The sequence below is a fragment of the Sphingobium sp. TomTYG72 genome (assembly GCF_055394715.1).
This window is the reverse complement of record NZ_AP027336.1, coordinates 2,131,767-2,157,137: the sequence shown is the minus strand read 5'-3', so window position 1 is coordinate 2,157,137 and position 25,371 is coordinate 2,131,767. Positions and strand designations below refer to the sequence as shown.

Genomic DNA, 25,371 nt, shown 5'->3' with positions numbered 1-25,371 from the left:
GATGGAATGACCCGGCGGGACCTTCTCAAAAGTAGCGCCTGTGCAGTAGCCGCTCTCGCCTTCTGGCGATTGGGCATGGAAGAGGCTGCCGCCGCTTATCCCTTTGCTCTGACCGATGCTGAGTGGCGCAAGCGCCTAAGCCCACTTGCCTATAAGGTGCTGCGCAAGCATGCCACTGAACATCCCTTCACCAGTCCGCTGAACAAGGAACATCGCGCCGGAATCTTCAAATGCGCGGGGTGCGGCCAGGCCTTGTTCAGTTCGAAGACCAAATTCGACAGCGGCACGGGCTGGCCGAGCTTTTGGGCGCCCTTGCCCCGTGCGATCGGTACATCGCGGGACATGACTCTGCTCTATCCAAGGATTGAGGTTCATTGTGCCAGATGCGGTGGCCATCTGGGCCATGTGTTCGACGATGGACCGCCGCCCACGGGCAAGCGCTATTGCATGAACGGCGTGGCGCTCAGTTTTTCGGCGGCATGATCCTGTAGACACGCAAGGACGTCATCCCCTGAAGCCTGACCGGCTTCAACCAGTCGGGATGTCCACCCTTGTCCAAAATCATTGCCAAGCTGCCCGGATGCTCCTGAGCATAATGTCTGAACTCATTTAGGCTGGGACAGGTCACCAGATAGTCTGGCCCCTTGCCATTATTCAAAGCCGTCAGAATAGCCCGCGCCTTCGCTGGCGATGCCGTAAAGCCCTCGACCACCGCCGTGATCCCGGCCGCATTCCGGTGATGGGCCGTGCCGATGACGTTGTGGGGGGTGCGGATCAAAATGTCGGGGCCGATATCCAGTGGAGCAAACAGCGTCGATCGGGGCAGTTGCCGCAACGGGTTCAACGCTGCGGCAGTGCGGCATTCACCCGCAGGCGTGGGCGATTTCTCCTCTTTCTCCGCGCTCGCCGTCGCTGCGATCCAGAGCGCGCACAAGGCCGCTGGTGTGAGCAAGGCGACCGCCGAGGACGCGAACACCCTCGGGATCGTCGCGGTTTTCTGTTGCGCCCGGCGGAATAGCCTCAACATCAGCCAGGCGACCCCCGGCAGCGCCACCACATGAGCGACCGACATCGCCCGCATCACAAGCATGGCGACCAGCGTCGATCCGGTCAAAAGGAACGCCACGGTCAGCCAGCGGTCGCGCGCCTTGGCCGTATCGGCAATTCGCGCCGCCATGATCGACCCGGCCAGTCCTGCGATCGGGGGCAGCAGGATGAGCCCCATTATCGAGCGACCCTGTTCCCAGATCGGGCGGCCCTCCATGACCTGCAAATACCAGAGTTTGTAGGCGACGGGTCCCAACGACTGGAAAGGATCGCCAGTCAGGCAAGACTTGCCGGTTATGATGAACAGCGCAGCGGCGGCCAATGCGCCGGTTCCGGCGGCGGCGAACCGCCCAGTCGCGGAAATCGGGGTGGCGATGCGGAAGACAATCGGGGTTACGACCGCAAAGGCGATCAATGGCCAGATATAGGGCGCTGAAAGGGCATCGCATTGCGCGTGCATCAGCGGAGTCGTGCCCCGCAGGACGGCCAGCAACAGCAACCCGACCGTGCCCAAGGTCAGCGCGTAGGCTACAAAGCGGCGCGTCTCATCCTGATCTCGCCACTGGCGCAGCGCCAACGTAGCTGCGAACAGGGCGGCATAGGGCAATCCTTCGCTCGAAATCTGTAGCCAAACGGCCATGGCGGCACCCGCAACCACGCCGCCGCGCCCTGGCCGCGAATCCATGATACCGGCAAGGGCGATCGTCGCCATTAGTATCTGCCAGCCATGGTGATCGATCCGCAACGCCCCGAACTGCACGAGGATGGTCGGCGTCGTCAGCAGCAATATCGGCGCAAGTATCGCCGCCGGTTTGCCAGCAATGCGAACAACAGCAACATGCAGTGCCCATGCCAACGCACCCAAGGACAGCAGTGGAACTGTCGAGCAGGCGACCACTTCGGCTAAGTGGCCGCCCAGGATCGGCCGCAGCAGCAGGATTATCGCCGCGATCGGCATATCGACGATCCGCGACCAATGCATGGGTCCGCCAAAGGGCGGGTTCACCCGATGCTGACTGACATCGAGAAAGGCTTGGCCGTCGAGCCAGTCGCGCACCTGCTGAAGGCGCATTGCGTCATCCGGATCACGAAAGCCCAAAATGTCTAGCTGGTCGCGCGCCAGCCACAACAAGATGATGGAACAGCAAATCCAGGCAAGGACGAGCCAGCGGGCACGGGGGGTGGCTGCCCCCCCAATGTCGCGGGTGAACCCCGTGCGGATCTTAGCGAGCGGCGAAGACGCCATATTTCCGGATCGCATATACCGATAGAAAACTTGCGGGGATGGCGAACAGCTTGGCAAGCGCCGGAGCCATTCCGGCGGCTCCCAGAACGCTGATCAGGCCGGATGTCACGGCGATGCCGACTACCGCGCTGACGGCAAAGCCCAGACGCTGCCGGTTCGTCGGGCCGACAGCCGAAGGAAAAACGAACCTAACACTGATCAGCCAATGCAGCAGCAGGCCCGATGCATAGCCGATGGCGCCCGCCATGGTGGGCGGCACATCGAACCGCAGCAACGCCAGGAACAGCAGCATGTCGCCGCAAAGCGCGCACAGGCTGGCCAGCAGATAACGGACTATGGTGAAGCGGACGGTTAAGGCGCTGGTCAGATGGCCAAGGTTCATCAATGCCATGACTGCCGGTTTACGCGGCCTTCAGGCGGCCGGGCACCCGCCGCACGCTCCCCAGAGCCGCATTCTGCCCGATTGCTTCTTCGCCTTCCTCGCCGGCTTCATGATATTCGGCGTCCTCATTGACCGCCCAGATGTCGAACTGTCGCTCGCCAGCTTCGATGTTCCGCACCGTCAGCATGGCGGTCATCATCGCATGATCCTGATTATTGTAGCGGTGCATCCCGTTGCGGCCGACCAGATGCAGCGTCGGGTAGAGCTGCTCAAGTTCCGTCCGCATCTTCAGCACATTGGCGGCATAATCATCATCATAGACGGGATAGGCTTTTTCCTGACGGACGACCGCTCCCCCGACCACATCGGCAGGATCGCACAGCCCCAGCATTGCCATTTCGCGCTTGGCGAGTTCGACCAGAGCATCGTCGCTGGACGACCACAGCCCGTCGCCCTCGAAACAGAAATATTCCAACCCGACGCAGGCCAGCGACGGATCGGGCACCATTTCCGGAGACCAGCTGCGGAAATTCTGGATGCGGCCGACCTGAACCTTCGAATCATGGATGTAGATCCAATTGTCGGGAAACAGATCCTCCGACCTGATCATCAGCGCCACGGTCAGGAAATCGCGATACTTAAGCTCCATCGCATTGCCGAGCGTCGCGGGCAAAGGATGAATTCGGCCCGCCAGCTCACGCATCGGCGCCGAACTGATGACATGACGCGCCTTCAGCAGCACCTCGCGCTCGGGACCCTGAGCGACCATCTGCCACCGACCGGTGCCCTGGTCGTGCGACAGCTGCTTGAGGCTATGCGCCATCAGCACCTGGTTGCCGCCCTTGACCACGAAGTCCCGTGCGGCTTCCCACATCATCCCGGGGCCAAGGCGCGGATAGCGAAAGCTTTCCAGCAAGGTCTTGGTCGCCATGCCATCATTGGGCCGCTTGTTAAGGCCCAGCGAGCGCTTCAGCCCATCCTTTACCGCGCCCCAGAGCGAAAGCCCCTTGATCCGCTGAGCAGCCCAGTCGGCCGACATCTCGTTGCAGGGCATGCCCCAGACCTTTTCGGTATAGGTCTTGAAGAAGATGGAAAACAGCTTCTGCCCGAAGGCATTTACCGTCCAATCCTGAAACGACCGGACATTGCGATTGGGTAGCAGCCTCGCCTTCGCGAAGCTCGCCATGCATAGCGTCGATCGCCACACGCCCAGGTTCCACAACGCCTCAAAGGCACGCAGCGGATAGCTGTAGAATTTGCCCTCATAATAGATGCGGCTCATCCGAGGGCGCTGTATGAAGTCATTAGGCAGAATCTCGTTCCAGAGATCGACCACCTCTTTCGACTTGGAAAAGAAGCGGTGGCCGCCAATGTCGAAGCGGAATCCGTTCAGTTCAACGGTACGGCTGATCCCGCCGACATAGCGGGGGTCCTTCTCGATAACGGTAACCGAATAGCCCTTTTTGGTGAGCAGATAGGCTGCAGTCAGGCCTGCCGGACCCGCGCCGATGATGGCGACATCCACATTCTGGTCGATTTCCGGCATGCAATGCCCCCCGATAGGCTAACTTCTATCATCGGAATTGGCGGAAATCATCTAAGGAATGGTTAACGATCAGGTAAGCATGGCGGGGCATGTGGACGGCCCCGCCAGCCTGTCTCAGTGGCGGAAGTGCCGCATGCCGGTGAAGACCATGGTGAGGCCCGCTTCATCGGCAGCCGCGATGACTTCCTCGTCACGGATCGATCCGCCCGGCTGGATCACGGCGGTAGCGCCCGCTTGGACGGCTGCGAGCAGACCATCGGCAAAGGGGAAGAAGGCGTCGGACGCGACTGCGGAGCCAACGGTGCGGGCTTCGCTCCACCCTGCCTTATCAGCGGCATCCTTAGCCTTCCAGGCGGCAATGCGCGCGGATTCGAGGCGGTTCATCTGCCCCGCGCCGACACCAGCGGTGCTGTTGCCCTTGGCATAGACGATCGCGTTGGACTTCACATGCTTCGCGACGGTCCAGGCGAACAGACAGTCGTTCAACTCCTGCTCGGTGGGCGCGCGCTTGGTCACGACTTTCAGCTGATCGCGCGTAATGCGGCCATTGTCGCGGCTCTGCACCAGCATGCCGCCAGCGATGCTCTTCATCATGAGGCCGGTGCGGCCGGGATCAGGCAGTTCGCCCGTCAGCAGCAGGCGGAGGTTCTTCTTCTTCGCAAAGATCGCCTTAGCATCGTCATCGGCGTCGGGCGCGGCGACGACTTCGGTGAAGATGCCGCTGATTGCCTCGGCGGTCGGGCCGTCAAGCGGGCGGTTGACGGCGATGATACCGCCAAAGGCCGACACGCTGTCGCAGGCAAGCGCAGCTTCATAGGCTTCGATCAACGTATCGCCTGTGGCGACGCCGCAGGGATTGGCGTGCTTGACGATCACCACGGTCGGCGGGCCGTCGCGGAACTCGCTGACCAGCTCCAGCGCCGCGTCGGCGTCGTTATAATTATTGTAGCTCAGTTCCTTGCCCTGAATCTGCTTCGCCTGAGCGATGCCGTTGGCCGAAGGACCGAGGGGCAGATAGAGCGCCGCCGATTGGTGCGGATTCTCGCCGTAGCGCAGCGTCGCGCCCAGCTTGCTCGAAACCGCCAGCGTCTCCGGGAAGGTGACGCCCTGATCGGCAAAAGCGAACCAGCTGGCGATCATCGAATCATAGGCAGCGGTCGCGGCATAAGCCTTGGCCGCGAGCATGCGACGGAAATCATAGCTGGTCGCGCCGCCCTTTTCCGTCATCTCCGCGATCAGGCGGGCGTAGTCGGCCGGATCGGTGACAATGGCCACACTCTCATGGTTCTTCGCGGCGGAACGGACCATGGAGGGGCCACCGATATCGATATTCTCGATGATCTCTTCGCGCTCGGCGCCTTTGGCGACGGTGGCGGCGAAGGGGTAGAGGTTGACCACGACAAGGTCGATGGCGCCGATTTCATGTTCCTGCATCGAAGCGACATGGTCGGCATTGTTGCGCACTGCCAGCAGGCCGCCATGGACCTTGGGGTGCAATGTCTTGACCCGGCCGTCCATCATTTCGGGAAAGCCGGTGAGGTCGGAAATATCCTTAACGTCCAGCCCGGCATCGCGCAGAGCCTTGGCCGTGCCGCCGGTGGACACCAGTTCGACGCCATGTTTGCCCAGCGCCTGACCCAGTTCGATGAGGCCGGACTTGTCCGATACGGAAAGGAGGGCGCGTTTGATGGTGACGTCTGACATGATGCTTCCTGCTGTTCGAAGTGCCGCTCAGGCTTGCCGCAGCCCTCTAGTCCTGCCGGGGCGATGCGGCAAGGACAGGATTCGGGGCAAGGGGCCTTAGCTCATCCGTTTGAAGAGCCAGCCGATGGTCGATCCGCCGGGCAGTGCTTCGGCGGTGATGACCAACTGGCGGGTCTCATGCGGGCGGCCTTCTCCATCCACCCAGAGGCTTTCCTCTATGGCGAGCTTCCCGGCATTGGCGCGGAACTGCCAGATAGGCCCCATCTCGATGCGCAACAACGCGCCCATGCCGTCGGCTGTGGCGGTCGGTTCTACTCCGGGCGCCAAGTGAAAGCGTAGCTCGGCGGGCAGCTTCACCGGCCGACGGCGGCGCGCGGCGGGCGTCAGCATGTCTTCGCCCCGGATTTCGCGGCCATCGATGCTGACGAGCAGCAGACGGCGATGGACATAGCCCATGCGCCGCACATAACCGTCATGGCTGATCTCTATCCGGCTGCCGCTTTCCTGCTCCTGCCGGTGAAATTCGACTTCGGTGACGCCGCGTCCCAGCGTGCCGTCGGGGAGCAGGGCCGTGGAATTGCTGTTGTTCAGCACCAGCGTGCTGTGCGCCGCCGTGGTGCGCAGGCCCTGTGCGAGGCCATCGGGCATCCATGCGCCCTCAAGCGCCGCGCCGCCGCAATTGACGATCAGCCGCTGCGGCCCGTCGCTGATCTCGATCGCGGTGGTGGAGGCGCACCCCGCCTCGGCCAGTCGGGCGACCGGAGGCGGCGCAGCATCGATCTGGACGATGGTCGTGCCCGCGACGAGCCGCTGATAGCCCCAATCGCTCGCCTGCCGTAGCGGACGTGCCCGCACGCGGCTCGCCCGGATCACAGCTTCTATGATGGCGGGGTCGATTGCGCCCGTGCCCTGCCAACTGCCAAGCCCGCCATCGCCATGAGTGAGGCCCAGCAGCGCGGGAACCATGCGCCCCTGCGCTTCGGCGAGGAAAGGCGGCACCTGTTCGCGGCGAACGTCATAGACCGCCCGCACCATCGCCAGCAGCATGATGGCGTCCAGTTGGTCACTGGGCGATCGCGAGATAATGCCGCCATCGCCATGAACCGTGTTTTCGATGGCGCGCTTGAGACCGGCCTCACCGAAAATCTTGCGTGCCGCGCCGCCTGGCAGCAGCATCGAAGCCGCGACGATCCCGCCCCAGGCCACCAGACGCGGGAGGCCAAGCGGCGCCTTGTCCGCGCCGCGATCCAGATGCCGCGCCGTCCGTGCGATGCAGTTCAGCACCAGCGAGCGATAGACCAGATCGCTGGACGACAGGATAAGGGGCGCATGGGCCGACCAGAAGAGCAGCCGCCAGCCTGCATTGTCGGCACGCCATGCCGGTTCGCTTGGCGTTTCGGCATGCACGTCCAGCCATTTGCGCAGAACTGCTTCGGCAATGGGCGCGCCCTGTTCCCGCGTCGCCGCCGATGACAGGTCGCGCAGCCATGCAAAGCTGTGCAGATAATCGGCGAAAGCCGGGATGACGGCCAGACGGTCAAAATCCAGCGTGTTGACCGGTTGCTTCAGCCCGCGAAAAAGGAAATAACCGGCCCGGATCGCCTGACCAGCCTTCGCATCGCCCGCAATCTCGTCATCGGGCACCGCGAGCAATTTGAGCGGATATTTTCCCTTCAGCCGCCGTCCGTGGATCGGCGTTTTCCAGCTCATCAGGTAAAAGCGGTTGGCGACTCGTTGAGCCAGCGACAGGCCCTTGTCATCCGCGACGCGGATGAGGCGCTTGCCCTGCTCGATTCCGTTTTCGGCTGGTTCTGATTCCGCCGTATCCGCAAGCGATGGGCTGGGGATGCGCCGCCTGTCGCTCACCCGCCTTTGAGCTTCCGGATATTGTCGGCATAGGCGGAAGGCCCGCCACGGAAGGTGGCGGTGCCAGCGACCAGCACGTCCGCCCCCGCCTCGATCGCACGCGGGGCAGTGTTGAAATCGATGCCGCCATCGACCTGCAGGCGAATGTCGCGCCCGCTCTTGTCGATCATCTTGCGGATCGCCTCGATCTTGCGCAGTTGATTCTCGATGAAGCTCTGCCCGCCAAAGCCCGGATTGACGCTCATCACCAGGATCAGGTCGACATCATCGATCAGATAATCGAGCATCTTGGCCGGGGTGCCGGGATTCAGCACCACGCCCGCCTGTACGCCCAGCGACTTGATATACTGGATGGAGCGGTGAATGTGCGGCCCGGCTTCCGGATGGACGGTCAGGATATCCGCCCCCGCCTGCGCGAAGGCGTCCAGATATTGATCCACTGGAGAGATCATCAGGTGGACGTCAAACGGCTTCTTGCTGTGTGGGCGGAGCGCCTTCACCACCGCCGGACCAATCGTGATGTTCGGCACGAAATGCCCGTCCATCACGTCGATATGAATCCAGTCGCAACCCGCCTCGTCAATCGCGCGCACCTCCTCGCCCAGACGGGCAAAGTCGGCGGACAGGATGGAGGGGGAGATAAGGATAGGGCTGGTCATCAACAGTCGGCTCTAGCCGCGCCTTGGGTCAAGGGCAACGACGCAGTTCGACCTTATCCACAGCCTTTTTCGGCCGTCATGGGCGGGCGGTTCAGGGCAGGCTGAAAATAGTTGGATCCAGGCCACGTGACGCCACCGATCCGCGCGGCAAAAACTGCTTCACGCCGTGGAGCGCGACGACATGCGCGCCCTCCAATATCGGGGCGGCGATGAGGCGCATGGTGCATTCCCCGCCATCCAGCGGCCGTATATCCACGTCCACGGTGAAACCACGGCGATGACGAATGGCATAGGCGCGTAGCTGTTCCATCGCCTCGCGAGAGTCGGGCTGGTAGAGCGATGTGGCGAGCGGACGCGGAACCGTCATGCCGCGCTCTATGCCGAACAGGTCATAGACGCCGCTGGTCCAGCACAGGCTGTCGTCGTCCAGATTACAGTGCCACAGGCCAATGCCCCGCTCCGCCAGTGCTTGATCATCGCGCGCGGTACGATCGTCGAGCGACACCGAGGCGAGATGCCGGTGCAGGTCGTAGAGCGGCCAGCTATGGTTCAGAGCAAGGGGCTCGGTCGGGCGCAAGCGATGCCTTTCTGACGTTGCCAGATCTCAGTTCTTCTGGGCCTGATCTTAATTCATTGTGGCGCGCGGGCAAGCCGGGCAACGAAAAAGCCATCCGTTCCGCCTTGGTCGGCCAGCGTCTGGGGCAGGGTGCGTAGCCAGCCCTCCGGATGGGGGGATATGCCCTGCGGCAGTTCGGCCGCCCTCGCGCCCTGGATGCTGAAATCGGGATGGGTGCGGAGAAAGGTTTCGAGCTGATCTTCGCCCTCTGCCTTTTCGAGCGAGCAGGTGGCGTAGATCAGGGTGCCGCCGGGCTTTAGCCACTGGGCTGCGCGGCTAAGTAACTCCGTCTGCAACTCGGCAAGTTCGGCGATCTGGCGCGGGCCGATGCGATGGAGCACGTCGGGATGGCGGCGATAGATGCCGGTCGCGGTGCAGGGGGCGTCGAGCAGAATGGCGTCGGCGGGGGTGACGGGCTCCCACTGGCGCAGGTCGGCCTGAACGATTGTGGCGGAAAGGCCGGTGCGCAAAAGGTTGTCGCTCAGACGTTCCAGCCGCTTCTTCGACTGGTCGATGGCCGTCACCTGCCATCCTGCGGCGGCGAGTTGCATCGTCTTGCCACCGGGCGCCGCGCAGAGGTCCAGCACCGTGCGGCCCTCGCCCTGGCCAAGAAGGCGCGCGGGGCAGGAGGCGGCGATGTCCTGCACCCACCATGCGCCTTCGGTGAAGCCGGGAAGCTCCGTCACCGATCCATGATCGGGCAGGCGGACATGGCCGGGCGCGAAACTTTCGCCGCCCAGCTTTTCGGTCCAGCTTTCGGTCTCTGTCGGGTCGCGCAGGGTGACATCGACAGGCGGGCGCACGGCATAGGCGCGCGCGGCGGCGGCGGGCATGTCACTGCCCCACTGGCTTTCCCAGCGCGCCACGACTTCGTCCGGCAATGTGGGTGGATCGGGGAGGGTGGGTGTGGCGCGGGTGACAGTGCCAAAGACGCCATGAACCAGCTTGCGCGGGCCGCCATCGACGAGGGGCAGCGCGGTCGCAATGGCGGCATGGGGCGCGGTGCCGAGTGCCAGCACCTGAATGAGGGCGATGCGCAGGACCATGCGGGCCTTGGCATCCGGGGGCAGCGGCTGGCGGGTAGCGCCGTCGATCAGCGCGTCGAGATCGGGGAGGTGGCGCAGCGTTTCTGCGGCGATGGCGTGAACGAGCGCCCGGTCGGGAGCGGGCAGGCCCTGCGCGGCACCATGCAGCGCCAGCTCCAGCGGATCGCCTCGGCGCAGGACCGCGTCGAGCAGGCGCAAGGCGGCGCGACGGGCGGGGAGGCCGGGAATATCCGTGGGTCGGGGAGGTTTCGCCATCGCCTGCGCCTAGGCTAATTGGCGGGAAAAGTAATCACCGTTTGGCACCCGCCACAACATTCGTCGTCCCCGCCAGATCCGTCATCCCCTGAGTTCACGGAACAAGTGCAACACCTGCTAGGGTGTTGTTGCGATGGGACAGAGATATGGCCAGCTCAGCCTTGAGGAGCGGATCGAGATTTACCGCCTGCATGCAGGCGGTAAATCGCAAAGAGCCATAGCGGCGCATCTCGGGCGGGCACCGGCTACGATCAGCCGCGAACTGCGGCGCAACAGCGTGCGAACCAAGGTCTGGCCCGGTGGCTATGAGCCTGTCCGCGCCCAGCAGCTTGCCGAACGCAGGCGCCGATGGGATTGCCGCTTCAAGCTGGAACGCCAACCGGACCTGCGCGGCCTTGTGAGGGACGGCCTTGCGATGGGATGGTCCCCCGAGCAGATCGCAGGCCGATTGACGCGCGAGCACGGTCGCACCCTCATCAGCCCTGAGTCAATCTACCGCTTCATCTACCACCGTTCGGCGCAGAAGGATTATTGGCACCGCCTGCTGCCGCGCGCCCGGCACAGGCGCGGCCACCCTGTCCCTACCGGCGGGAGCATGCTCGACATCATCAAGCATCGCCGCTCCTTGAGCGAGCGCCCTCCTGACGCCGATGATCGGCAAAGCCCAGGCCATTGGGAAGCCGATTTCATGCTCTTTGCCCGCTATGGCCAGGCCATCCTCGTCGCCCATGAACGCGCCTCCCGGTTCACGATCATCCACCGGCCACAGGATCGAAAGGCCCGCAGAACCGCAGGCCATCTGGCGGACATGCTGGCCGACCTGCCCCAAACCCTCCGACGCTCCATCGCTTTCGACAATGGACCCGAGTTCGCCCGGCATCACCAGCTCGCAAACCAGATCGGTATCCAGACCTTCTTCTGCGATGTCCGTTCACCCTGGCAAAAAGGCGGCGTCGAAAATGCCATCGGACGCCTCCGCCGCAGCCTGCCGCGCAAAACCAACCTCGATGCCATCACCACCGATGACATCCTCGCTGCCATACAGCGCTATAATCATACGCCAAGAAAATGCCTCGACTTCCTTACTCCCGCAGAGGCATTCTCTCGCTTCAATCCAAATGTTGCACTTCAAACGTGAATCTACATCCCAGCGCAGGCTGGCATGACGGCAGAAGGCGGATCTCAGTCCCGGCCCAAAGGATCAAGCGCACTCGACCGCCGACGCGCTGGCGCCGCTACCGGGCTCAACGCCGAGGCCCGCGCCACGGCAGCCACCGGCATGCCCACATCTCCCGCCATCTCCTCCAGCGCGGCGATGCGCTTTTCCGTCGCGGGATGGGTGGAGAAGAGTTCGCTCACATGTACGGGGACGATATAGAGTTGGGCGGCGGCGGGATTGCGCTCGGCCACATGGTTCGGGATCATCTCTGCCTTGCCGGAAATCTTGGCGAGTGCGGATGCGAGTGCGCGGGGATTGCCGCTGATCTGCGCTCCGGCGGCGTCGGCGCCATATTCGCGGGTGCGGCTGATCGCCATCTGCACAATCATCGCGGCAAAGGGCGCGACGATGATCGCCATGAGCGTGGCGAGGATATTGCCATGGCCATTTTCTTCATTGCCGCCACGGAAGAAGAGGCCAAAGTTGGCGAGCATCGAGATGGCGCCAGCGATCGTCGCGACCATAGTCATGATCAGCGTGTCACGATTCTTCACATGGGCAAGTTCATGCGCCATCACGCCTGCAACCTCATCGCGGGTCAGCATGGACAGCAGGCCCGTCGTCGCGGCTACGGCGGCATGTTCGGGATTGCGGCCCGTGGCAAAGGCGTTGGGATGCGGCTGGTCGATCAGGTAAACGCGCGGCATCGGAAGGCCCGCCCGCTGCGCCAGATCGCGCACAAGCCCATAAAATTCGGGTGCGCTCCGAGCATCCACCTCCTGCGCGTTATGCATCGATAGAACGATCTTGTCGGCGTTCCAGAAAGTAAACAGGTTCATGCCTGCCGCAACCAGCAGCGCAATCATCGCCCCGCCGCTGCCGCCCAGCGTATAGCCCAGTGCCATGAACAGCGCCGTCATCGCCGACAACAGCATCACCGTCTTGAAACCGCTCACTTGTCTTCCACTCCTTTGCAGCCCAGATAGCGGACCATGCATGAATATGGGGTTGCCGGTTTGGCGCCACAATCGAAAGGCTTTGGATATGGGAACATATAACGGCAAGCGTCCCGCGCATGTGAAGCCCCCCGCGCATCTGTCGAAGAGCCCGCCGGTGCCTGCGCCCGACCCGATCGACACTCCCTCGCGCCATGAGGAAGAATTGAGCCCCGTCCGCTACGGAGACTGGGAACGCAAGGGAATCGCTATCGATTTTTGATTTTCAGCGCCTGCCCCTCGATCAGTTCATCGCTGATTATGCACGTCTTCCGCTGGCCTGTGCCCTCGCTGCGAGCGGCGCGGCGCGTCCCTCTAGCCTTCGCTACCTGCTTCCGTGCAGGATTCAGCGGGGCAAAGGAAGAAAACAAGCCGGGGGTGGGTCGTGAATCATATAGCCGAGATAAAGGTGAGGGCGGTGTCTGAATATGCGCCGGAAGATGCGGCGCTGCTCTGTGCCGTGGGTCGTCTGGTCTGTGCCTGGACGATGCTGGAACAGAGTCTGGAGGCGAAAATCGCCATGATGCGGGAGGCTATGGGCGACGTGCGAACTGTCGGCACCCGGATGCGCCCCAGTATGGCGAAACTGATGACCGAGCTTCGGACAATGGTGGCGATGCGTGACAAGCGCAATGCCAGCGCCTTGACCGAGATTTCGGATATCGAGCGACACATGCAGAGGATCGATCGCTTCCGATCGCTCATCATTGGCGGCTTTCAGCAGCCCGCGCCCGGCGGCTTCACCTGCCGCGATGCCCGGAACAATCACACGCATGTCTCGCTTGATCATCTCGATGCGGAGATTTCTTCGCTCGAAACGGTGGCACAGCGCCTGCTGGCCGTCTGACCGGGTGAGGTAATCCTCCCGCTATGCTTGACCTTTGACGCGTGGGGGGCGAAGCCTCTCCCCCGCGTCTAGCGAGAATGGAATATCATGCCCTACAAGCCTATCCGCAAAGCCGTGTTTCCTGTCGCAGGCCTCGGCACGCGCTTCCTGCCTGCCACCAAATCCGTGCCCAAGGAACTGTTGCCGGTCGTTGACCGTCCACTGATCCAATATGCTGTCGATGAGGCGCGCGAGGCGGGCATCGAACAGATGATCTTCATCACCGGCCGCGGCAAAGGCGCGATCGAAGATTATTTCGACATGGCCTACGAGGCCGAGGCGACGCAGCGTGAGCGCGGCAAGGACCTGTCAGCTCTGGACGGCACGCGCCTTGCGCCCGGTAACGCGGTGTTCCTGCGTCAACAGGAACCGTTGGGCCTGGGCCACGCGATCTGGTGCGCGCGCGACATCGTCGGGGACGAGCCCTTCGCTATCCTGCTGCCCGACGAATTCATGAAGGGTGCGCCGGGACGGGGCTGCCTCAAGCAGATGGTCGATGCCTATAATCAGGTGGGCGGCAATCTGGTCTGCGCGCTTGAAGTGCCGATGGCCGATACGCCGAGCTATGGCGTCATCGATCCCGGCGAGCGCAACGGCCCGCTGACCCAGGTAAAGGGCCTTGTCGAAAAGCCAGCGCCCGGCACCGCGCCCTCCAACCTCATTCTGCCGGGACGCTATATCCTGCAACCCGAGGTCATGAAGATTCTCGCGACCCAGGAAAAGGGCGCGGGCGGCGAGATCCAGCTGACGGACGCCATGGCATCGATGATCGGACAGCAGCCCTTCCACGGCGTGACCTTCGACGGCCGCCGCTTCGACTGCGGGTCAAAGGCTGGCTATATCGAAGCGAACTTAGCGTTGGCTTTGGAACGCGAAGATCTGGGCGAGCATATCCGCAAGTTTGCGCTGGCGGAATTGGGCGCAGCGACGATCGCTGCCGCTGCCTGAGGGTGTTTCACTGAATAAGGCGGCCCCATTCGTCACCTCCCCTCCCGCAAGCGGGAGGGGCCGGGGGTGGGCCAGAGCAACCTCAATGTCATATAGCAAAGGCTAGCGCAGAAGCTCGCTTCGCTCGCGCCCACCCCTAACCCCTCCCGCTTGCAGGAGGGGAAGGTTTCACGGTCGCTCTCCTCAAAACGGCACTTCGTCGTCCAGGTCATTGTCGAAATTCGGCCCGCCAGCGCCGCCCCGGGCACCGCCGGACGAGCGCCCACCGCTGCCGCCGCCAAAGCCACCGCCGCTGCCACCGCCGAAATCATCATAATCGCCGCCAAAGCCGCCCGAACTGGCGCCCCAATCACTGCCGCCGCCCTGCGAGCGACCACCGCCCTGGCCACCACCAGGCGCGCCGTCGAGCATGGTCAGCACCGCGCCCGGACCCTGCAAAACCACTTCGGTGGTGTAGCGGTCGTTACCCGACTGGTCCTGCCACTTACGCGTGCGCAGCTGGCCTTCGACATAGACCTTCGACCCCTTGCGCAGGAACCGCTCGGCGACGCCCGCCAGACCTTCGGAAAAGATCGAAACGCTATGCCATTCCGTGCGCTCCTTGCGCTCGCCCGAATTGCGGTCCTTCCAGCTTTCGGAAGTGGCGATGCGAAGATTGCACACCTTGCCGCCATTCTGGAAGCTCTTCACTTCCGGGTCAGCGCCCAGATTGCCTACCAGAATGACCTTGTTGACCGAACCCGCCATATTTCCTCCGATGCTTTGGAGGTTCTTATAGCCCCGCTGCCGTCGCGGTCCAGTAGGTCAGGCCCGCAGCGGCATAAGCGAGCGCGAAAAGATAGCCGATCATAAAGAGCGGCCATTTCCATCCATTGGTTTCCCGCTTCGTCACGGCAATGGTGGAGATGCACTGCGGCGCGAACACGAACCAGGCGAGGAAGGCGAGGGCGGTCGGCAGCGGCCAGTTATCCTTCAGCCGGTCGCCCAGGCTCCGTTCCAGCTTTGCCTCATCCTCATCCGCATCGAGCGAATAGACGGTCGCGAGCGCCGACACCGCCACTTCCCGCGCGGCCATCGCCGGGATCAGCGCCAGCGAGATGTCGCGGTTGAAGCCGATCGGCTCCAGCACGACGTTGAGCCCATTGGCGATCCGTCCGGCGACCGAATAATTGACCTGGCTGACGCTGCTGTTCTCCGGCGCCTTGGGGAAGCTGAGCAGCACCCAGAGGATCACGGTCGATGTGAAGATGATCGTGCCTGCGCGCTTCAGGAAGATCACCGCGCGCTGCCATAGGCCGAGCAATATGTCCTGCGGGCGCGGCCATTGATATTTGGGCATTTCCATCAGGAAGCTGCCGCTCGCGCCCTTGGTGACGGTGGCGCGCAGGATGAGCGCGACCAGCATCGCGCCGACAATCCCGGCGATGTAGAGGCAGAAGAGAACGAGTCCCTGGAGCCCGATGCCCAGCCCCACGTTGCGCGCCGGGATGAAGGCGCCGATAATCACCGCATAGACGGGAAGGCGCGCTGAGCAGGTCATAAGCGGCGCGATCAATATGGTCGTCAGCCGGTCTTTCGGATCGGCGATGGTGCGCGTCGCCATGATTCCCGGAACGGCGCAGGCGAAGGAGGAAAGCAACGGGATGAAGGCGCGGCCGGACAGGCCCACTCTGGCCATCAGCCCGTCCATCAGGAAGGCGGCGCGCACCATATAGCCCGTCGCTTCCAGCATCAGGATGAAGAAGAAGAGGATGAGGATCTGCGGCAGGAAGACGACCACCGATCCGACGCCGTTGATGACGCCATCGACCAGGAAGGATCGCAGCAGGCCGTCCGGCAAGGCGTCGGTGACGACCGTGCTTGCCATTTCGGCTAATCCCTCGATCATGGCGATCGGCGCCGCCGACCAGGCATAGACCGCCTGAAACATGATGAACAGCAGCGCGAGCAGCAGTAGCAGACCCGCCACGGGGTGGAGCGCAACCCGATCGACCGCAGCGGTCAGGCGGCGCGAGGGCGTTTCGCGAACCACGGCTGCGCGTGCGATCCTGCGCGCTTCGCTGCGCAGGGCATCGAAGCCGAGCGGAGCTGCGGAAGGTCGTGCCTTGGCGCTGCCGTCGAACAGCGTGTCCAGTTCGGTGCGGAGATGGTCGAGCCCGCGCTTCCGAACCGCGACGGTCGAAATGACCGGCACGCCCAGCTCGCGCGAGAGGATATTCGCGTCCAGCTCCAGCCCGTCACGGGTGGCAAGATCGACCATGTTGAGCGCCACGACCGTCGGGAGCCCCAAGGCGATCAGCTCCAGCGCGAACCGCAGGTGATTGTCGAGGTTCGAGGCATCGACGACCACCACCAACGCGTCCGGAAGGCGCTCGCCATGCTGCTTGCCGAGGACCACGTCGCGGGTCACCTGCTCATCGGGGCTGGTGGGATTGAGGCTGTAGGTTCCGGGCAGGTCGACCAGTTCGAGCGGGCGGCCATCGGACAGCGACAGCCTGCCTGCCTTGCGCTCCACCGTGACGCCGGGATAGTTGCCCAGCTTCTGTCGAGCGCCAGTCAGAGCATTGAACAGCGCGCTCTTGCCAGCATTGGGATTGCCGACCAGCGCGACCAGCGGCATTCCACTCATGCCGCCTCCGCCGGACCGGTGTGGACGGTAATCGCGGCGGCATGATTGCGGCGCATCGCAATGGTCATGCGCCCGACCTTGCAGGCGATCGGACCCCGGCCGAGCAAACCGCCATGATGCAGCGCTTCGACGCTGGCGCCCTCGCACAGGCCGAATTCACGCAGGCGCTGGCCGTCCGACGCGGAAAGCGCGTCCCAATCGATCAGGTCCACATAGGCTGGCTGGCGCAACGGCAGTTCGGACAGGCGCAAGGAAGAAAAACTCGCTGAAATCACCTGCGAGTGACTATCAATATAGATAGGAAAAGGCCAGCCGGAATCGCGGCCCTTCGCGGGCAGTCAGATTGCGGGGTAGCGGAGCCTGCCGATGAAGCGAGCAAGGCTCAGCCGCTCGCCGCCGCCGATGCCTTTCCACCTCGCCTTGGCCCGTTCGAAGCGCATCACGCCTTCGATGCGCCGATCGAGGAAGGCTCGGCTATCCGCCCAATCTTCGCTTTCATCGTCCACGAACACCAGCAGCGTCGCGGCATAGACCGCCGCCAGCGTCAGCCGCTTGCTATAATGATTGAGGTCGGTCGCGCTGTCGCCAGCCGCTCGCCACATCACATCGGCCGACCGCCAGCCGAGCTTCGCTGCGCGGACGCTGTTCTGCGGCAACGCCATGACGGCGAGCGCACGGCGCAAGGCTTCCCGGTCGCGCGCCAGCAGTGTCAGCCGTGCCGTGACCAGCGCGATGATGCGCTGGCGGATCGACATGGTGACGAGCTTCTCTGGCGTCAGCGCCTCCAGCATGCGCGAGTCGATGCTGGCGAACCAGGCATCGATCATGTCCATGGCGCCCGCCGAAAAGGCGAGATGCGCAATGTCGGCATCCACCCGGCCTTCCGACGCGGCCATGGTGACCGCTTCGGCGCGCCAGCCGTCAAATGCGGCATGACGCGGCAGCATCGGTGCGAGAAACGCCCGCACTTCATCGAGGGTCGGGTCTTCGGGCAGTACAGTCATGCCCTTATGGTAGGGCGCGGCACGCCATCACACAAGGCGCGGCGCTTCCATCAAAACATAATGTTGCAACATATCATTAGATATGATGTAACATTATGTTTGCAGTGGTCCGAAGACCGCGCCACGAGGATGGAGGATGCAATGGCAACATTGGCAATGCACGCAAATAGTGGCCCCAAGCAGTCCGGCTATGGCGGTGGAGGCGGATCGCCCATCGCGATCGGAGCGACAATCGCCGTCCACGCGCTAGTCGTGGGCGCCTTCATCCTGATGCCCAAAGAGGTGATCGCCCCTTATGTGCCGCAGATCCTGATTGGCAACCAGATCCCGCTCGACCCGCCGCCTCCACCCGAGGCACAGCCGATGCCGCCGGAAAGCAAGCTGCCGGTGCGCATGGCATCCGATCCGCTCCCTTCGAAAACCGACAGTCTGGTGGACCTGAAGGGCAGCGGGACAGGGCCGCTGATTTCCACCGGCACGGGCGAAGGGACCGGCACGGGGGACGGGATTGTCCTGCCGCCCATCGACCTGCCGCGCGACCCCGTTCTCGTCGAACCCGGCATCGACCCCCGAGCGAAGTCCGCTTTCCAGCCGGACTATCCCGGATCGATGATCCGCCAGGGTTTGGAAGGCTCCGTGACCGTCCGCGTCAGCATCGGCGCGGATGGCAAGGTGACGGCCATCCAACGGCTATCCGCCACGGACGAAGCCTTCTGGATCGCGACCCAGCGGCACGCCATGCGCAAATGGCGTTTCCGCCCCGCGACTCGGGACGGCGTGGCCGTGACCGGCACGAAGATTCTGAGCGTCCATTTCAAGCTCACCGACCGTTGAATGCCGCCATGCCGGATGCAAGCCCCGGCTTTGCATCCGGCGGCGCGCTACCCTATATAGCGGCGATGGCGATCTTCCCCCGTCCGGTCTCTCCCAGAAGCGCGCTTGGCGACATGTGGAGCTATTTTCGCGAGAATCGGCCCCATAAATGGCCTCTGCTCGGGCTGTCGATGGCGATCACCTGGGTCATCATCTGGGTGTTCATGGTCGATGCCAACACCAACACGATGCCCACGCGCAACAAGATCATCTACGTCCAGAGCTGGGACGCAAGCCGTTCGGACGCGGCGATTATCCTGCAGCAGAAGATCGACCTGGCGAAGAGCGAGGCGGCGCTGAAAAAGCGGCAAAAGCAGATGCAGGGATGGGCCGACTCATTCGGCATCGACTGGCGCACCGAAGAAGCCCGCAACAGTGCCCGCCGCAAGGAAGCGTTGAAGCAGATCAACGCTCAGCTCGATTCGCGACTGGCCAAGGCGGAGGCGGCGGAAAAGGCCGCGCCCCAGACCAGCCAGAATTGAATTTCCCGATGGCCGACCCTGCCGAGGACCGCCGTTTCATGGCAGCGGCGATCGCCCTGTCCGAACGCGGGCGGGGTCTGTCCACGCCCAATCCCAATGTCGGATGCCTGATCGTCCGCGACGGTGCCGTGGTCGGTCGCGGCTGGACACAGAAGGGCGGCCGACCCCATGCCGAAGCGCAGGCGCTCGATGAAGCAAAGGATCAGGCGCGCGGCGCGACAGCCTATGTGACGCTGGAGCCCTGCTTCCACCTGTCCGCTCGTGGCCCGCGCTGTGCCGACCTGATGGCGCGGGCGGGTGTCGCGCGGGTGGTGATCGCGCTGCGTGATCCCGACCCGCGCACCGATGGGCAAGGCGCAGGACATCTGCGCGCGCGGGGCATAGAGGTCGAAATGGGCCTGATGGCCTCCGAAGCTGCTGCAGCCATGCGCGGCTTCGTCCTGCGGCAGACGCTGGGCCGCCCGGCCGTCACCCTGAAGCTTGGCCTGTCGCTGGATGGCTGCATCGCGCTCAAGGACGGGTCGAGCCGCTGGATCACCGGCGAGGCGGCGCGCGCCCATGCGCATCTGGAGCGGGCGCGGCATGACGCCATTCTTGTCGGCGGCGGCACGTTGCGCGCCGACGCCCCGCGCCTCGATGTCCGGCTACCGGGACTGGAGGATCGCTCACCCCGCCGCCTGCTGCTGACGCGCGGCCGGGCACCCAAGGGGTGGGAAGCCATCGCGCAGCCCGAGGATATCGCCGCGCTCGATCATGTGGACCATCTGCTGGTGGAGGGCGGCGCGGCGGCGGCAGCGGCCTTCCTGCGCGCCGATCTGGTCGATCGCCTTCTACTCTACCGCGCGCCCATCATCATCGGTGGCGGCCTTCCGGGGATCGGCGACATCGGCCTCACCGATCTTGGCCGGGCGCATCACCGCTGGACCCTGACTGACGAACGACGGCTGGGCGAGGACCGGCTGGAGGTTTACGAACGGCGGCGCGGCGCTTAGGAGCGTCACGGAACCAGCAGGATCGCACACCCATGTTCACCGGCATCATCACCGACATCGGCACCATCCGCTCCGCCGAGCAGCGCGGAGACCTGCGCCTCGTCATCGGGACCGCCTATGACATGGAAGGCGTTGCGATCGGCGCTTCGATCGCCTGCTCGGGCGCGTGCCTGACCGTGGTCGAAAAGGGCGCGGACTGGTTCGCCGTCGATCTGTCGGCCGAAACGGTGGAGCGAACCGCGCCCGGCCTGTGGAAGCAGGGCGGCAGGCTGAACCTTGAACGCGCGCTCAAGGTCGGGGATGAACTGGGCGGGCACATCGTGACCGGCCATGTCGATGGGGTCGGCACATTGGTGTCGATCACGCCGGAAGGGGATTCCACTCGGCTGATAATTGCCGCGCCCCCCGCGCTGGCGTCCGCACTCGCCGCCAAGGGGTCTGTCACGGTCGATGGCATCTCCCTGACCGTGAACAGCGTTGAGGATCAGCCGGATGGGGCCGTTCATTTCGGTCTGAACATCATTCCCCATACGGCTGCGGCTACCACGCTGGACGATCTGGCGACCGGCCGGACGTTCAATCTGGAGATCGACGTGCTGGCCCGTTATCTCGACCGCATGCAAAGCCTTCGCGCCTCGATGTGATTCGTGCTTGAAATAATCACATCATGATGTGATAACTGCGTCCCGAGACCGATCTGGTCAAGGAGTCGCTATCATGTCTTCCGCGCTTATCGATACCATTCGCACGCTGGTCAACGAAGGTGGCATGTCCCGCTCGGGCCTCGCGCGCGCTGCGGGTCTTCATGCCAATTCCCTGCGGAAACTGGGCGAAACGGACTGGAACCCCACCGCCGAAACGCTGGGCAAGCTCGAAAATTATCTGGCTCGGCGCGAAGGTGGCACTGCTCTTGCCTCCCCGGAAGAGATCATCAACGAAGCGCGCAACGGCCGCATGTTCATCCTGGTCGATGATGAAGATCGGGAGAATGAAGGCGATCTGGTGATCCCGGCGCAGATGGCGACACCCGACGCGATCAACTTCATGGCGACGCATGGCCGGGGCCTCATCTGCCTCGCGATGACCAAGGATCGGGTCGATCATCTGGGCATTGACCTTATGAGCCGCAACAACGGCACGCGCCATGAAACCGCCTTCACCGTGTCGATCGAGGCGCGCGAGGGCGTGACTACCGGCATCAGCGCCGCCGACCGCGCGCGCACCATTTCCGTGGCGATCGACGGCTCCAAGGGCCGCGATGACATCGTGACCCCCGGCCACGTCTTCCCGCTCGTCGCGAAGGATGGCGGCGTGCTGGTGCGCACCGGCCATACCGAGGCCGCCGTCGATGTGGCGCGTCTCGCCGGGCTCAACCCGTCGGGCGTGATCTGCGAAGTGATGAAGGACGACGGCACCATGGCGCGCCTCGACGACCTCATCCCCTTCGCGCAGAAGCACAAGATGAAGATCGGCACGATCCGCGACCTCATCGCCTATCGCCGCCGTCATGATCATATGGTTGAGCGCCGCGCCGAAACCGTCTTCAACAGCAAGTGGGGCGGCGATTGGAAGGCGATCAGCTTCTATAACAAGGCGACGCAAAGCGAACAGCTCGTGCTGCAAAAAGGGCATGTTTCGCCCGACGAGCCGACGCTGGTGCGCGTGCATCAGCTCTCGCTGCTTGACGACGTCTATGGCGCCAGCGGCCCCCGCTGCGAAATCCTGCGCAAGTCGATGGAGATCGTCGCCAAGGAAGGCGCGGGCCTCATCGTCGTCCTGACCAGCAACTCGCCGACCGATTTCCTGACCCGTATCCTGCGCCATCATGCTGGCCAGCCTGGCAGCGGCATGGACGAATTGCGCGACTATGGCGTGGGGGCGCAAATCCTCGCGGAACTTGGCGTGCACGACATGATCCTGCTCACCAATTCCAGCCACAGCCTGATCGCGCTTGACGGCTATGACCTTGCCGTGGTTGGGCATCGACCCGTCGAGCTATAAAAAAGGAGACAAGGCCTTGGCGAAATTCCTGATCGTTGAAGCCCGCTTCTACGAACATCTCAATGACCTGCTGATAGAAGGCGCGGTAGCCGCGCTGGAAGCGGAAGGGCATAAATATGAAGTGGTGACGGTCCCTGGCGCGCTGGAAATCCCCGGCGCGGTTGCGCTGGCGGCGGAATCCGGACGCTATGACGGCTTCGTGGCGATCGGCGTGGTGATCCGCGGCGAAACCTATCATTTCGAAGTGGTGTCGAACGAAAGCGCACGCGGCCTGATGGCGCTCAGCATGGATGGCATAGCCATCGGCAATGGCATCCTGACCGTCGAGAATGAGGCGCAGGCGCTGACCCGCGCCAAGCCGGATGAGAAGGACAAGGGCGGCGAAGCGGCCAAGGCGGCGATCGCCATGCTGGGCCTGCGTGAGAAATTCGGCGCCTAGGAGCTTCGGGCTTTAAAAGGGCATCGCCTTTTAATCCCGTTCGCCCTGAGCTTGTCGAAGGGCTTCATTTCTTTTTTGGAGAAAGGGCCGACCCTCGCAGCGGCCCTTTTCCATCCAGGCTCAGCCCGCCTTGGCGAGAACCGGATAATCCACATAGCCCTCCCGGCCCTGCGTGTAGAGCGTATCGATGCTCAAGGGGTTCAGCGGAGCCCCTAGCGACAGGCGATCCGGCAGGTCCGGATTGGCTATGAACGGACGGCCAAAGCTGATCGCCTGGGCAAGGCCGCTGTCCAGATCCTCCTGCGCTCGCCCTGCGTCATAATCACTGTTCAGGACGAGCGGGCCGCTGAAATGGCGGCGGACGAGCGGCGACTGACGCGGGACGTCGCTCGCGCCCCGGCTGCCGTCCGGACGCAGCTCGCGCATCTCCAGAAAGGCGATGCCGATCGGGTCCAGCGCCTTGGCAATGGCGATGGCAAGGCTGGCGGGATCGCTGTCGTCCGTACCCTGCGACGCGCCATTGATCGAAATCCGCACCGCCGTCCGGTCGGCGCCAACGGCGTCCGCTACGGCCTGCGTGATCTCGCGCAGCAGCCGGACGCGGTTTTCGGGGCTGCCGCCATAGATGTCCTGCCGCTGGTTGACGCCATCGCGAAGAAATTCGTCGAGCAGATAGCCGTTGGCGGCGTGAACCTGAACGCCGTCAAATCCGGCTTCGCGGGCATTGCGCGCGGCTGTGACATAGGTGGCGATCAGGGCCGGAATTTCCTCTGCGTCCAACGCGCGGGGCTGCTCATAGGGCTTGTTGCCTTCATAGCTATGGGCGTGGCCGGGCGCGACGATCGGGCTGGAAGATACGGGCTGCTGCCCGCTGACGCTCGAATGGACGAGGCGACCCATGTGCCAAAGCTGCGCGAAGATACGGCCGCCGACTTCATGTACGGCCTGAGTAATCGGCTTCCAGGCCTCCGTCTGCTCGGCCGTCCAGATGCCCGGTGCGAAGGGCCAGCCTAGTCCCTGACGCGACACGCCTATGCCTTCGCTGATGATGAGGCCCGCCGAAGCGCGCTGGCGATAATAGTCCGCCATGATCGGCGTCGGCACATGATCGCGGCTGGCGCGGGCGCGGGTGAGCGGCGCCATCAATATGCGATTGCGGGCCTTGATGGCGCCCAACTGAACAGGATCGAAGAGGCTGGTCATGAAAATCCCCTTATTATGGTTGCAATTTGCAACGCATAAGCTTGCCGACGCCAGCTAGGGATCGGTGATCAGGGTTTCAAGCCTGTTCGCGGCAAGATGTCAAAACAGTGTGTCGACCGCATGAATGGCCAATCCCACAAGGCCACCGACCAAAGTACCGTTGATCCGGATATATTGGAGGTCGCGGCCGACAGCGCTTTCGAGGCGGCTGGTTACCGTTCCCGCGTCCCAGCCGCGCACGGTTTCGCTCACCAGCTTGACAATGGAATCGCCATAGACGGCCGTCGCGCCCACCGCCGCGCGGCGCACGAAACGGTTGATCAGCAGGCGAAGGCGGGCATCGTCCTGCAGCGTGGTGCCCAGTTGGCGCAGCGCCTCGCCCAGCCGCCCCGCCATGGCCTTGCCGGGATCACGCACGGCGCGCAGCAGGCCGGATCGCGCCTGTTCCCATAGGCCGTCGATCCACCGCTGCATCGCAGGATTTTCCACGATCTCGTCGCGGATGCGAGCTACGCGTTCCTGCATCGCGGCATCGAATTGCAGGTCGCTTGCCAGCTTCGCCATGCCCTCTTCGGCCTTGAGGCGCAGGCTATGGGCCGGATCGGCCGCCATTTCGGCGAGCAGGCGCCGCAATCCGTCTATGATGGCGTTGGACAGATTTTCATCCAGGCCCGTCCAGCGCAAAATCTTGCCTGCCCGGTCATGCACCATCTGGCGGATCAGGTGGTCATTGGCCTCCAGCGTCAGATCGGCCCAATGAATGATGCCGTCCATCACCGGCGCATGGCGGCCGTCGCGCATCGCCGCCTCGATCGCCTGGCCGATCAGCGGGGCGATGTTCATGCTCCGCAGCCGCTGCGCGATCGCGCCCTTGACCATGCCGCCAAGCCGCTCCTGATCCAGCGCCTCCAGCATATCCGCGACCAGCCGCGACGCGCCTTCGCGCAGGCGGCCGTCGCCCCCTGACGGGCTGGCCAAGAAGCGTCCGGCGGCGGCCGCGACGTCCAGCCGCTGCATTCTGCGCGCAACGACTGCGGGCGTCAGGAAATTGTCGCGCAGGAAGAAGGCGAGCGTGTCGCCGATCCGGTCCTTGTTGCGCGGGATGATCGCCGTGTGCGGGATGGGCAGGCTGAGTGGATGCCGGAACAATGCGGTGACGGCGAACCAGTCGGCAAGGCCGCCCACCATCGCGGCTTCCGCAAAGGCCTGAACGAAGCCGATAGCGGGGTGAAGATGGACGGTAGATCGCGCGGCGAGGAACAGCAGCGCCATCGCGATCAACATGCCCGTCGCAACCACCCGCATGTCGCGCGGCGACCGGACAGGCACGTCGGCGGCGATCGAGGGAACGGGAAGCTGCTTCATCGTCCGTCCAACGGTTACGCCGCCGTTT

Annotated in this window: 26 protein-coding genes; 11 read left to right on the top strand and 15 right to left on the bottom strand. The window is 63.7% G+C overall.

Annotated elements, in window-relative coordinates; all coding sequences use genetic code 11:
• Window positions 1-6 precede the first annotated feature (6 nt).
• Window positions 7-483: a peptide-methionine (R)-S-oxide reductase MsrB gene (gene msrB / locus ACZ5U1_RS10720; RefSeq protein ID WP_464778387.1), complete on the top strand. Its 477-nt coding sequence runs from the start codon at window positions 7-9 to the stop codon at window positions 481-483.
• Here msrB and ACZ5U1_RS10715 read toward each other — a convergent pair.
• The 8 genes from ACZ5U1_RS10715 to ACZ5U1_RS10680 form a co-directional block, all read right to left on the bottom strand.
• On the bottom strand, window positions 464-2,293 hold the full coding sequence (locus ACZ5U1_RS10715) for a hypothetical protein (RefSeq protein ID WP_464778386.1): 1,830 nt from the start codon (window positions 2,291-2,293) through the stop codon (window positions 464-466). The genes msrB and ACZ5U1_RS10715 overlap by 20 nt on opposite strands.
• Window positions 2,271-2,684 (bottom strand): GtrA family protein, encoded by a 414-nt coding sequence (locus ACZ5U1_RS10710; protein ID WP_464778385.1) that lies wholly within the window; start codon window positions 2,682-2,684, stop codon window positions 2,271-2,273. Before ACZ5U1_RS10710 ends, ACZ5U1_RS10715 begins: the two co-directional genes overlap by 23 nt.
• Before the next feature lie 10 nt (window positions 2,685-2,694).
• A complete protein-coding gene (locus tag ACZ5U1_RS10705; protein WP_464778384.1) occupies window positions 2,695-4,221 on the bottom strand; it encodes an NAD(P)/FAD-dependent oxidoreductase in 1,527 nt (508 codons plus the stop codon).
• A 114-nt stretch (window positions 4,222-4,335) separates the two neighbouring features.
• On the bottom strand, window positions 4,336-5,925 hold the full coding sequence (purH, locus tag ACZ5U1_RS10700; protein WP_464778383.1) for a bifunctional phosphoribosylaminoimidazolecarboxamide formyltransferase/IMP cyclohydrolase: 1,590 nt from the start codon (window positions 5,923-5,925) through the stop codon (window positions 4,336-4,338).
• 96 nt (window positions 5,926-6,021) lie between these two features.
• On the bottom strand, window positions 6,022-7,791 hold the full coding sequence (locus ACZ5U1_RS10695) for a heparinase II/III family protein (RefSeq protein ID WP_464778382.1): 1,770 nt from the start codon (window positions 7,789-7,791) through the stop codon (window positions 6,022-6,024).
• Window positions 7,788-8,450, bottom strand: coding sequence for a ribulose-phosphate 3-epimerase (rpe, locus tag ACZ5U1_RS10690; RefSeq protein ID WP_464778381.1), 663 nt, complete (start codon window positions 8,448-8,450; stop codon window positions 7,788-7,790). The genes ACZ5U1_RS10695 and rpe overlap by 4 nt, the downstream gene beginning before the upstream one ends.
• A gap of 91 nt (window positions 8,451-8,541) precedes the next feature.
• Window positions 8,542-9,027, bottom strand: coding sequence for a diguanylate cyclase (locus tag ACZ5U1_RS10685; protein ID WP_464778380.1), 486 nt, complete (start codon window positions 9,025-9,027; stop codon window positions 8,542-8,544).
• A 53-nt stretch (window positions 9,028-9,080) separates the two neighbouring features.
• On the bottom strand, window positions 9,081-10,367 hold the full coding sequence (locus ACZ5U1_RS10680; protein WP_464778379.1) for an RsmB/NOP family class I SAM-dependent RNA methyltransferase: 1,287 nt from the start codon (window positions 10,365-10,367) through the stop codon (window positions 9,081-9,083).
• A gap of 133 nt (window positions 10,368-10,500) precedes the next feature.
• Here ACZ5U1_RS10680 and ACZ5U1_RS10675 point away from each other — a divergent pair, with 133 nt between their 5' ends.
• Window positions 10,501-11,505, top strand: coding sequence for an IS30 family transposase (locus ACZ5U1_RS10675; protein ID WP_464778378.1), 1,005 nt, complete (start codon window positions 10,501-10,503; stop codon window positions 11,503-11,505).
• A gap of 44 nt (window positions 11,506-11,549) precedes the next feature.
• On the opposite strand, the gene htpX is transcribed toward ACZ5U1_RS10675, so the two are convergent.
• Entirely contained in the window at window positions 11,550-12,482 is a 933-nt protein-coding gene (htpX, locus tag ACZ5U1_RS10670) for a zinc metalloprotease HtpX (protein WP_464778377.1), read from the bottom strand.
• 88 nt (window positions 12,483-12,570) lie between these two features.
• Between htpX and ACZ5U1_RS10665 the strand changes: the two genes are divergently transcribed.
• From ACZ5U1_RS10665 to ACZ5U1_RS10655, 3 genes are all read left to right on the top strand, one after another.
• The gene (locus ACZ5U1_RS10665) at window positions 12,571-12,744 is read left to right on the top strand and encodes a DUF1674 domain-containing protein (RefSeq protein ID WP_449474410.1); all 174 of its coding nucleotides are present in this window, start codon (window positions 12,571-12,573) and stop codon (window positions 12,742-12,744) included.
• Window positions 12,745-12,939: 195 nt separating this feature from the next.
• Entirely contained in the window at window positions 12,940-13,368 is a 429-nt protein-coding gene (locus tag ACZ5U1_RS10660) for a hypothetical protein (protein WP_464780033.1), read from the top strand.
• 87 nt (window positions 13,369-13,455) lie between these two features.
• On the top strand, window positions 13,456-14,355 hold the full coding sequence (locus ACZ5U1_RS10655; RefSeq protein WP_464778376.1) for a UTP--glucose-1-phosphate uridylyltransferase: 900 nt from the start codon (window positions 13,456-13,458) through the stop codon (window positions 14,353-14,355).
• Window positions 14,356-14,538: 183 nt separating this feature from the next.
• Here ACZ5U1_RS10655 and ssb read toward each other — a convergent pair whose 3' ends face one another.
• The 4 genes from ssb to ACZ5U1_RS10635 form a co-directional block, all read right to left on the bottom strand.
• The gene (gene ssb, locus ACZ5U1_RS10650) at window positions 14,539-15,102 is read right to left on the bottom strand and encodes a single-stranded DNA-binding protein (RefSeq protein ID WP_464778375.1); all 564 of its coding nucleotides are present in this window, start codon (window positions 15,100-15,102) and stop codon (window positions 14,539-14,541) included.
• 25 nt (window positions 15,103-15,127) lie between these two features.
• The gene (feoB, locus tag ACZ5U1_RS10645; RefSeq protein WP_464778374.1) at window positions 15,128-16,984 is read right to left on the bottom strand and encodes a ferrous iron transporter B; all 1,857 of its coding nucleotides are present in this window, start codon (window positions 16,982-16,984) and stop codon (window positions 15,128-15,130) included.
• Entirely contained in the window at window positions 16,981-17,235 is a 255-nt protein-coding gene (locus tag ACZ5U1_RS10640) for a FeoA family protein (RefSeq protein ID WP_464778373.1), read from the bottom strand. The genes feoB and ACZ5U1_RS10640 overlap by 4 nt, the downstream gene beginning before the upstream one ends.
• A gap of 87 nt (window positions 17,236-17,322) precedes the next feature.
• Window positions 17,323-17,988 (bottom strand): COQ9 family protein, encoded by a 666-nt coding sequence (locus ACZ5U1_RS10635; RefSeq protein WP_464778372.1) that lies wholly within the window; start codon window positions 17,986-17,988, stop codon window positions 17,323-17,325.
• A gap of 141 nt (window positions 17,989-18,129) precedes the next feature.
• Here ACZ5U1_RS10635 and ACZ5U1_RS10630 point away from each other — a divergent pair, with 141 nt between their 5' ends.
• From ACZ5U1_RS10630 to ribH, 6 genes are all read left to right on the top strand, one after another.
• Window positions 18,130-18,822 carry an energy transducer TonB gene (locus tag ACZ5U1_RS10630; RefSeq protein WP_464778371.1) on the top strand — a complete coding sequence of 231 codons (693 nt, stop codon included), beginning with the start codon at window positions 18,130-18,132 and terminating at the stop codon, window positions 18,820-18,822.
• 8 nt (window positions 18,823-18,830) lie between these two features.
• A complete protein-coding gene (locus ACZ5U1_RS10625; RefSeq protein WP_464778370.1) occupies window positions 18,831-19,343 on the top strand; it encodes a hypothetical protein in 513 nt (170 codons plus the stop codon).
• A gap of 38 nt (window positions 19,344-19,381) precedes the next feature.
• A complete protein-coding gene (gene ribD, locus ACZ5U1_RS10620; RefSeq protein WP_464780032.1) occupies window positions 19,382-20,335 on the top strand; it encodes a bifunctional diaminohydroxyphosphoribosylaminopyrimidine deaminase/5-amino-6-(5-phosphoribosylamino)uracil reductase RibD in 954 nt (317 codons plus the stop codon).
• Window positions 20,336-20,367: 32 nt separating this feature from the next.
• Window positions 20,368-20,979, top strand: coding sequence for a riboflavin synthase (locus ACZ5U1_RS10615; RefSeq protein WP_464778369.1), 612 nt, complete (start codon window positions 20,368-20,370; stop codon window positions 20,977-20,979).
• Window positions 20,980-21,052: 73 nt separating this feature from the next.
• Window positions 21,053-22,336 carry a 3,4-dihydroxy-2-butanone-4-phosphate synthase gene (gene ribB / locus ACZ5U1_RS10610; protein ID WP_464778368.1) on the top strand — a complete coding sequence of 428 codons (1,284 nt, stop codon included), beginning with the start codon at window positions 21,053-21,055 and terminating at the stop codon, window positions 22,334-22,336.
• Between the two features lie 16 nt (window positions 22,337-22,352).
• Window positions 22,353-22,775, top strand: a complete 423-nt coding sequence (gene ribH, locus ACZ5U1_RS10605) for a 6,7-dimethyl-8-ribityllumazine synthase (protein WP_464778367.1) — start codon at window positions 22,353-22,355, stop codon at window positions 22,773-22,775.
• Window positions 22,776-22,895: 120 nt separating this feature from the next.
• Here the strand turns inward: ribH and ACZ5U1_RS10600 are convergent, their stop codons facing one another.
• Together ACZ5U1_RS10600 and ACZ5U1_RS10595 are read right to left on the bottom strand one after the other, a co-directional pair.
• The gene (locus tag ACZ5U1_RS10600; RefSeq protein WP_464778366.1) at window positions 22,896-23,978 is read right to left on the bottom strand and encodes an alkene reductase; all 1,083 of its coding nucleotides are present in this window, start codon (window positions 23,976-23,978) and stop codon (window positions 22,896-22,898) included.
• Between the two features lie 99 nt (window positions 23,979-24,077).
• Complete coding sequence (locus tag ACZ5U1_RS10595) at window positions 24,078-25,343, bottom strand: DUF445 domain-containing protein (RefSeq protein ID WP_464780031.1); 1,266 nt, start codon at window positions 25,341-25,343, stop codon at window positions 24,078-24,080.
• Between the last annotated feature and the right edge of the window lie 28 nt (window positions 25,344-25,371).

Bases quoted from the DNA above. Each gene is read 5' to 3' on its own strand.
- ribD (WP_464780032.1), top strand. From the start codon at position 19,382: ATGGCAGCGGCGATCGCCCTGTCCGAACGCGGGCGGGGTCTGTCCACG.
- ACZ5U1_RS10615 (WP_464778369.1), top strand. From the start codon at position 20,368: ATGTTCACCGGCATCATCACCGACATCGGCACCATCCGCTCCGCCGAG.
- ACZ5U1_RS10665 (WP_449474410.1), top strand. From the start codon at position 12,571: ATGGGAACATATAACGGCAAGCGTCCCGCGCATGTGAAGCCCCCCGCG.
- ACZ5U1_RS10630 (WP_464778371.1), top strand. From the start codon at position 18,130: ATGGCAACATTGGCAATGCACGCAAATAGTGGCCCCAAGCAGTCCGGC.
- ssb (WP_464778375.1), bottom strand. From the start codon at position 15,102: ATGGCGGGTTCGGTCAACAAGGTCATTCTGGTAGGCAATCTGGGCGCT.
- feoB (WP_464778374.1), bottom strand. From the start codon at position 16,984: ATGAGTGGAATGCCGCTGGTCGCGCTGGTCGGCAATCCCAATGCTGGC.
- purH (WP_464778383.1), bottom strand. From the start codon at position 5,925: ATGTCAGACGTCACCATCAAACGCGCCCTCCTTTCCGTATCGGACAAG.
- ACZ5U1_RS10715 (WP_464778386.1), bottom strand. From the start codon at position 2,293: ATGGCGTCTTCGCCGCTCGCTAAGATCCGCACGGGGTTCACCCGCGAC.
- ACZ5U1_RS10635 (WP_464778372.1), bottom strand. From the start codon at position 17,988: ATGACTGTACTGCCCGAAGACCCGACCCTCGATGAAGTGCGGGCGTTT.
- ACZ5U1_RS10705 (WP_464778384.1), bottom strand. From the start codon at position 4,221: ATGCCGGAAATCGACCAGAATGTGGATGTCGCCATCATCGGCGCGGGT.
- rpe (WP_464778381.1), bottom strand. From the start codon at position 8,450: ATGACCAGCCCTATCCTTATCTCCCCCTCCATCCTGTCCGCCGACTTT.
- ribB (WP_464778368.1), top strand. From the start codon at position 21,053: ATGTCTTCCGCGCTTATCGATACCATTCGCACGCTGGTCAACGAAGGT.
- ACZ5U1_RS10600 (WP_464778366.1), bottom strand. From the start codon at position 23,978: ATGACCAGCCTCTTCGATCCTGTTCAGTTGGGCGCCATCAAGGCCCGC.
- ACZ5U1_RS10710 (WP_464778385.1), bottom strand. From the start codon at position 2,684: ATGGCATTGATGAACCTTGGCCATCTGACCAGCGCCTTAACCGTCCGC.
- ACZ5U1_RS10625 (WP_464778370.1), top strand. From the start codon at position 18,831: ATGCCGGATGCAAGCCCCGGCTTTGCATCCGGCGGCGCGCTACCCTAT.
- ACZ5U1_RS10595 (WP_464780031.1), bottom strand. From the start codon at position 25,343: ATGAAGCAGCTTCCCGTTCCCTCGATCGCCGCCGACGTGCCTGTCCGG.
- msrB (WP_464778387.1), top strand. From the start codon at position 7: ATGACCCGGCGGGACCTTCTCAAAAGTAGCGCCTGTGCAGTAGCCGCT.
- ACZ5U1_RS10655 (WP_464778376.1), top strand. From the start codon at position 13,456: ATGCCCTACAAGCCTATCCGCAAAGCCGTGTTTCCTGTCGCAGGCCTC.
- ACZ5U1_RS10675 (WP_464778378.1), top strand. From the start codon at position 10,501: ATGGGACAGAGATATGGCCAGCTCAGCCTTGAGGAGCGGATCGAGATT.
- ACZ5U1_RS10680 (WP_464778379.1), bottom strand. From the start codon at position 10,367: ATGGCGAAACCTCCCCGACCCACGGATATTCCCGGCCTCCCCGCCCGT.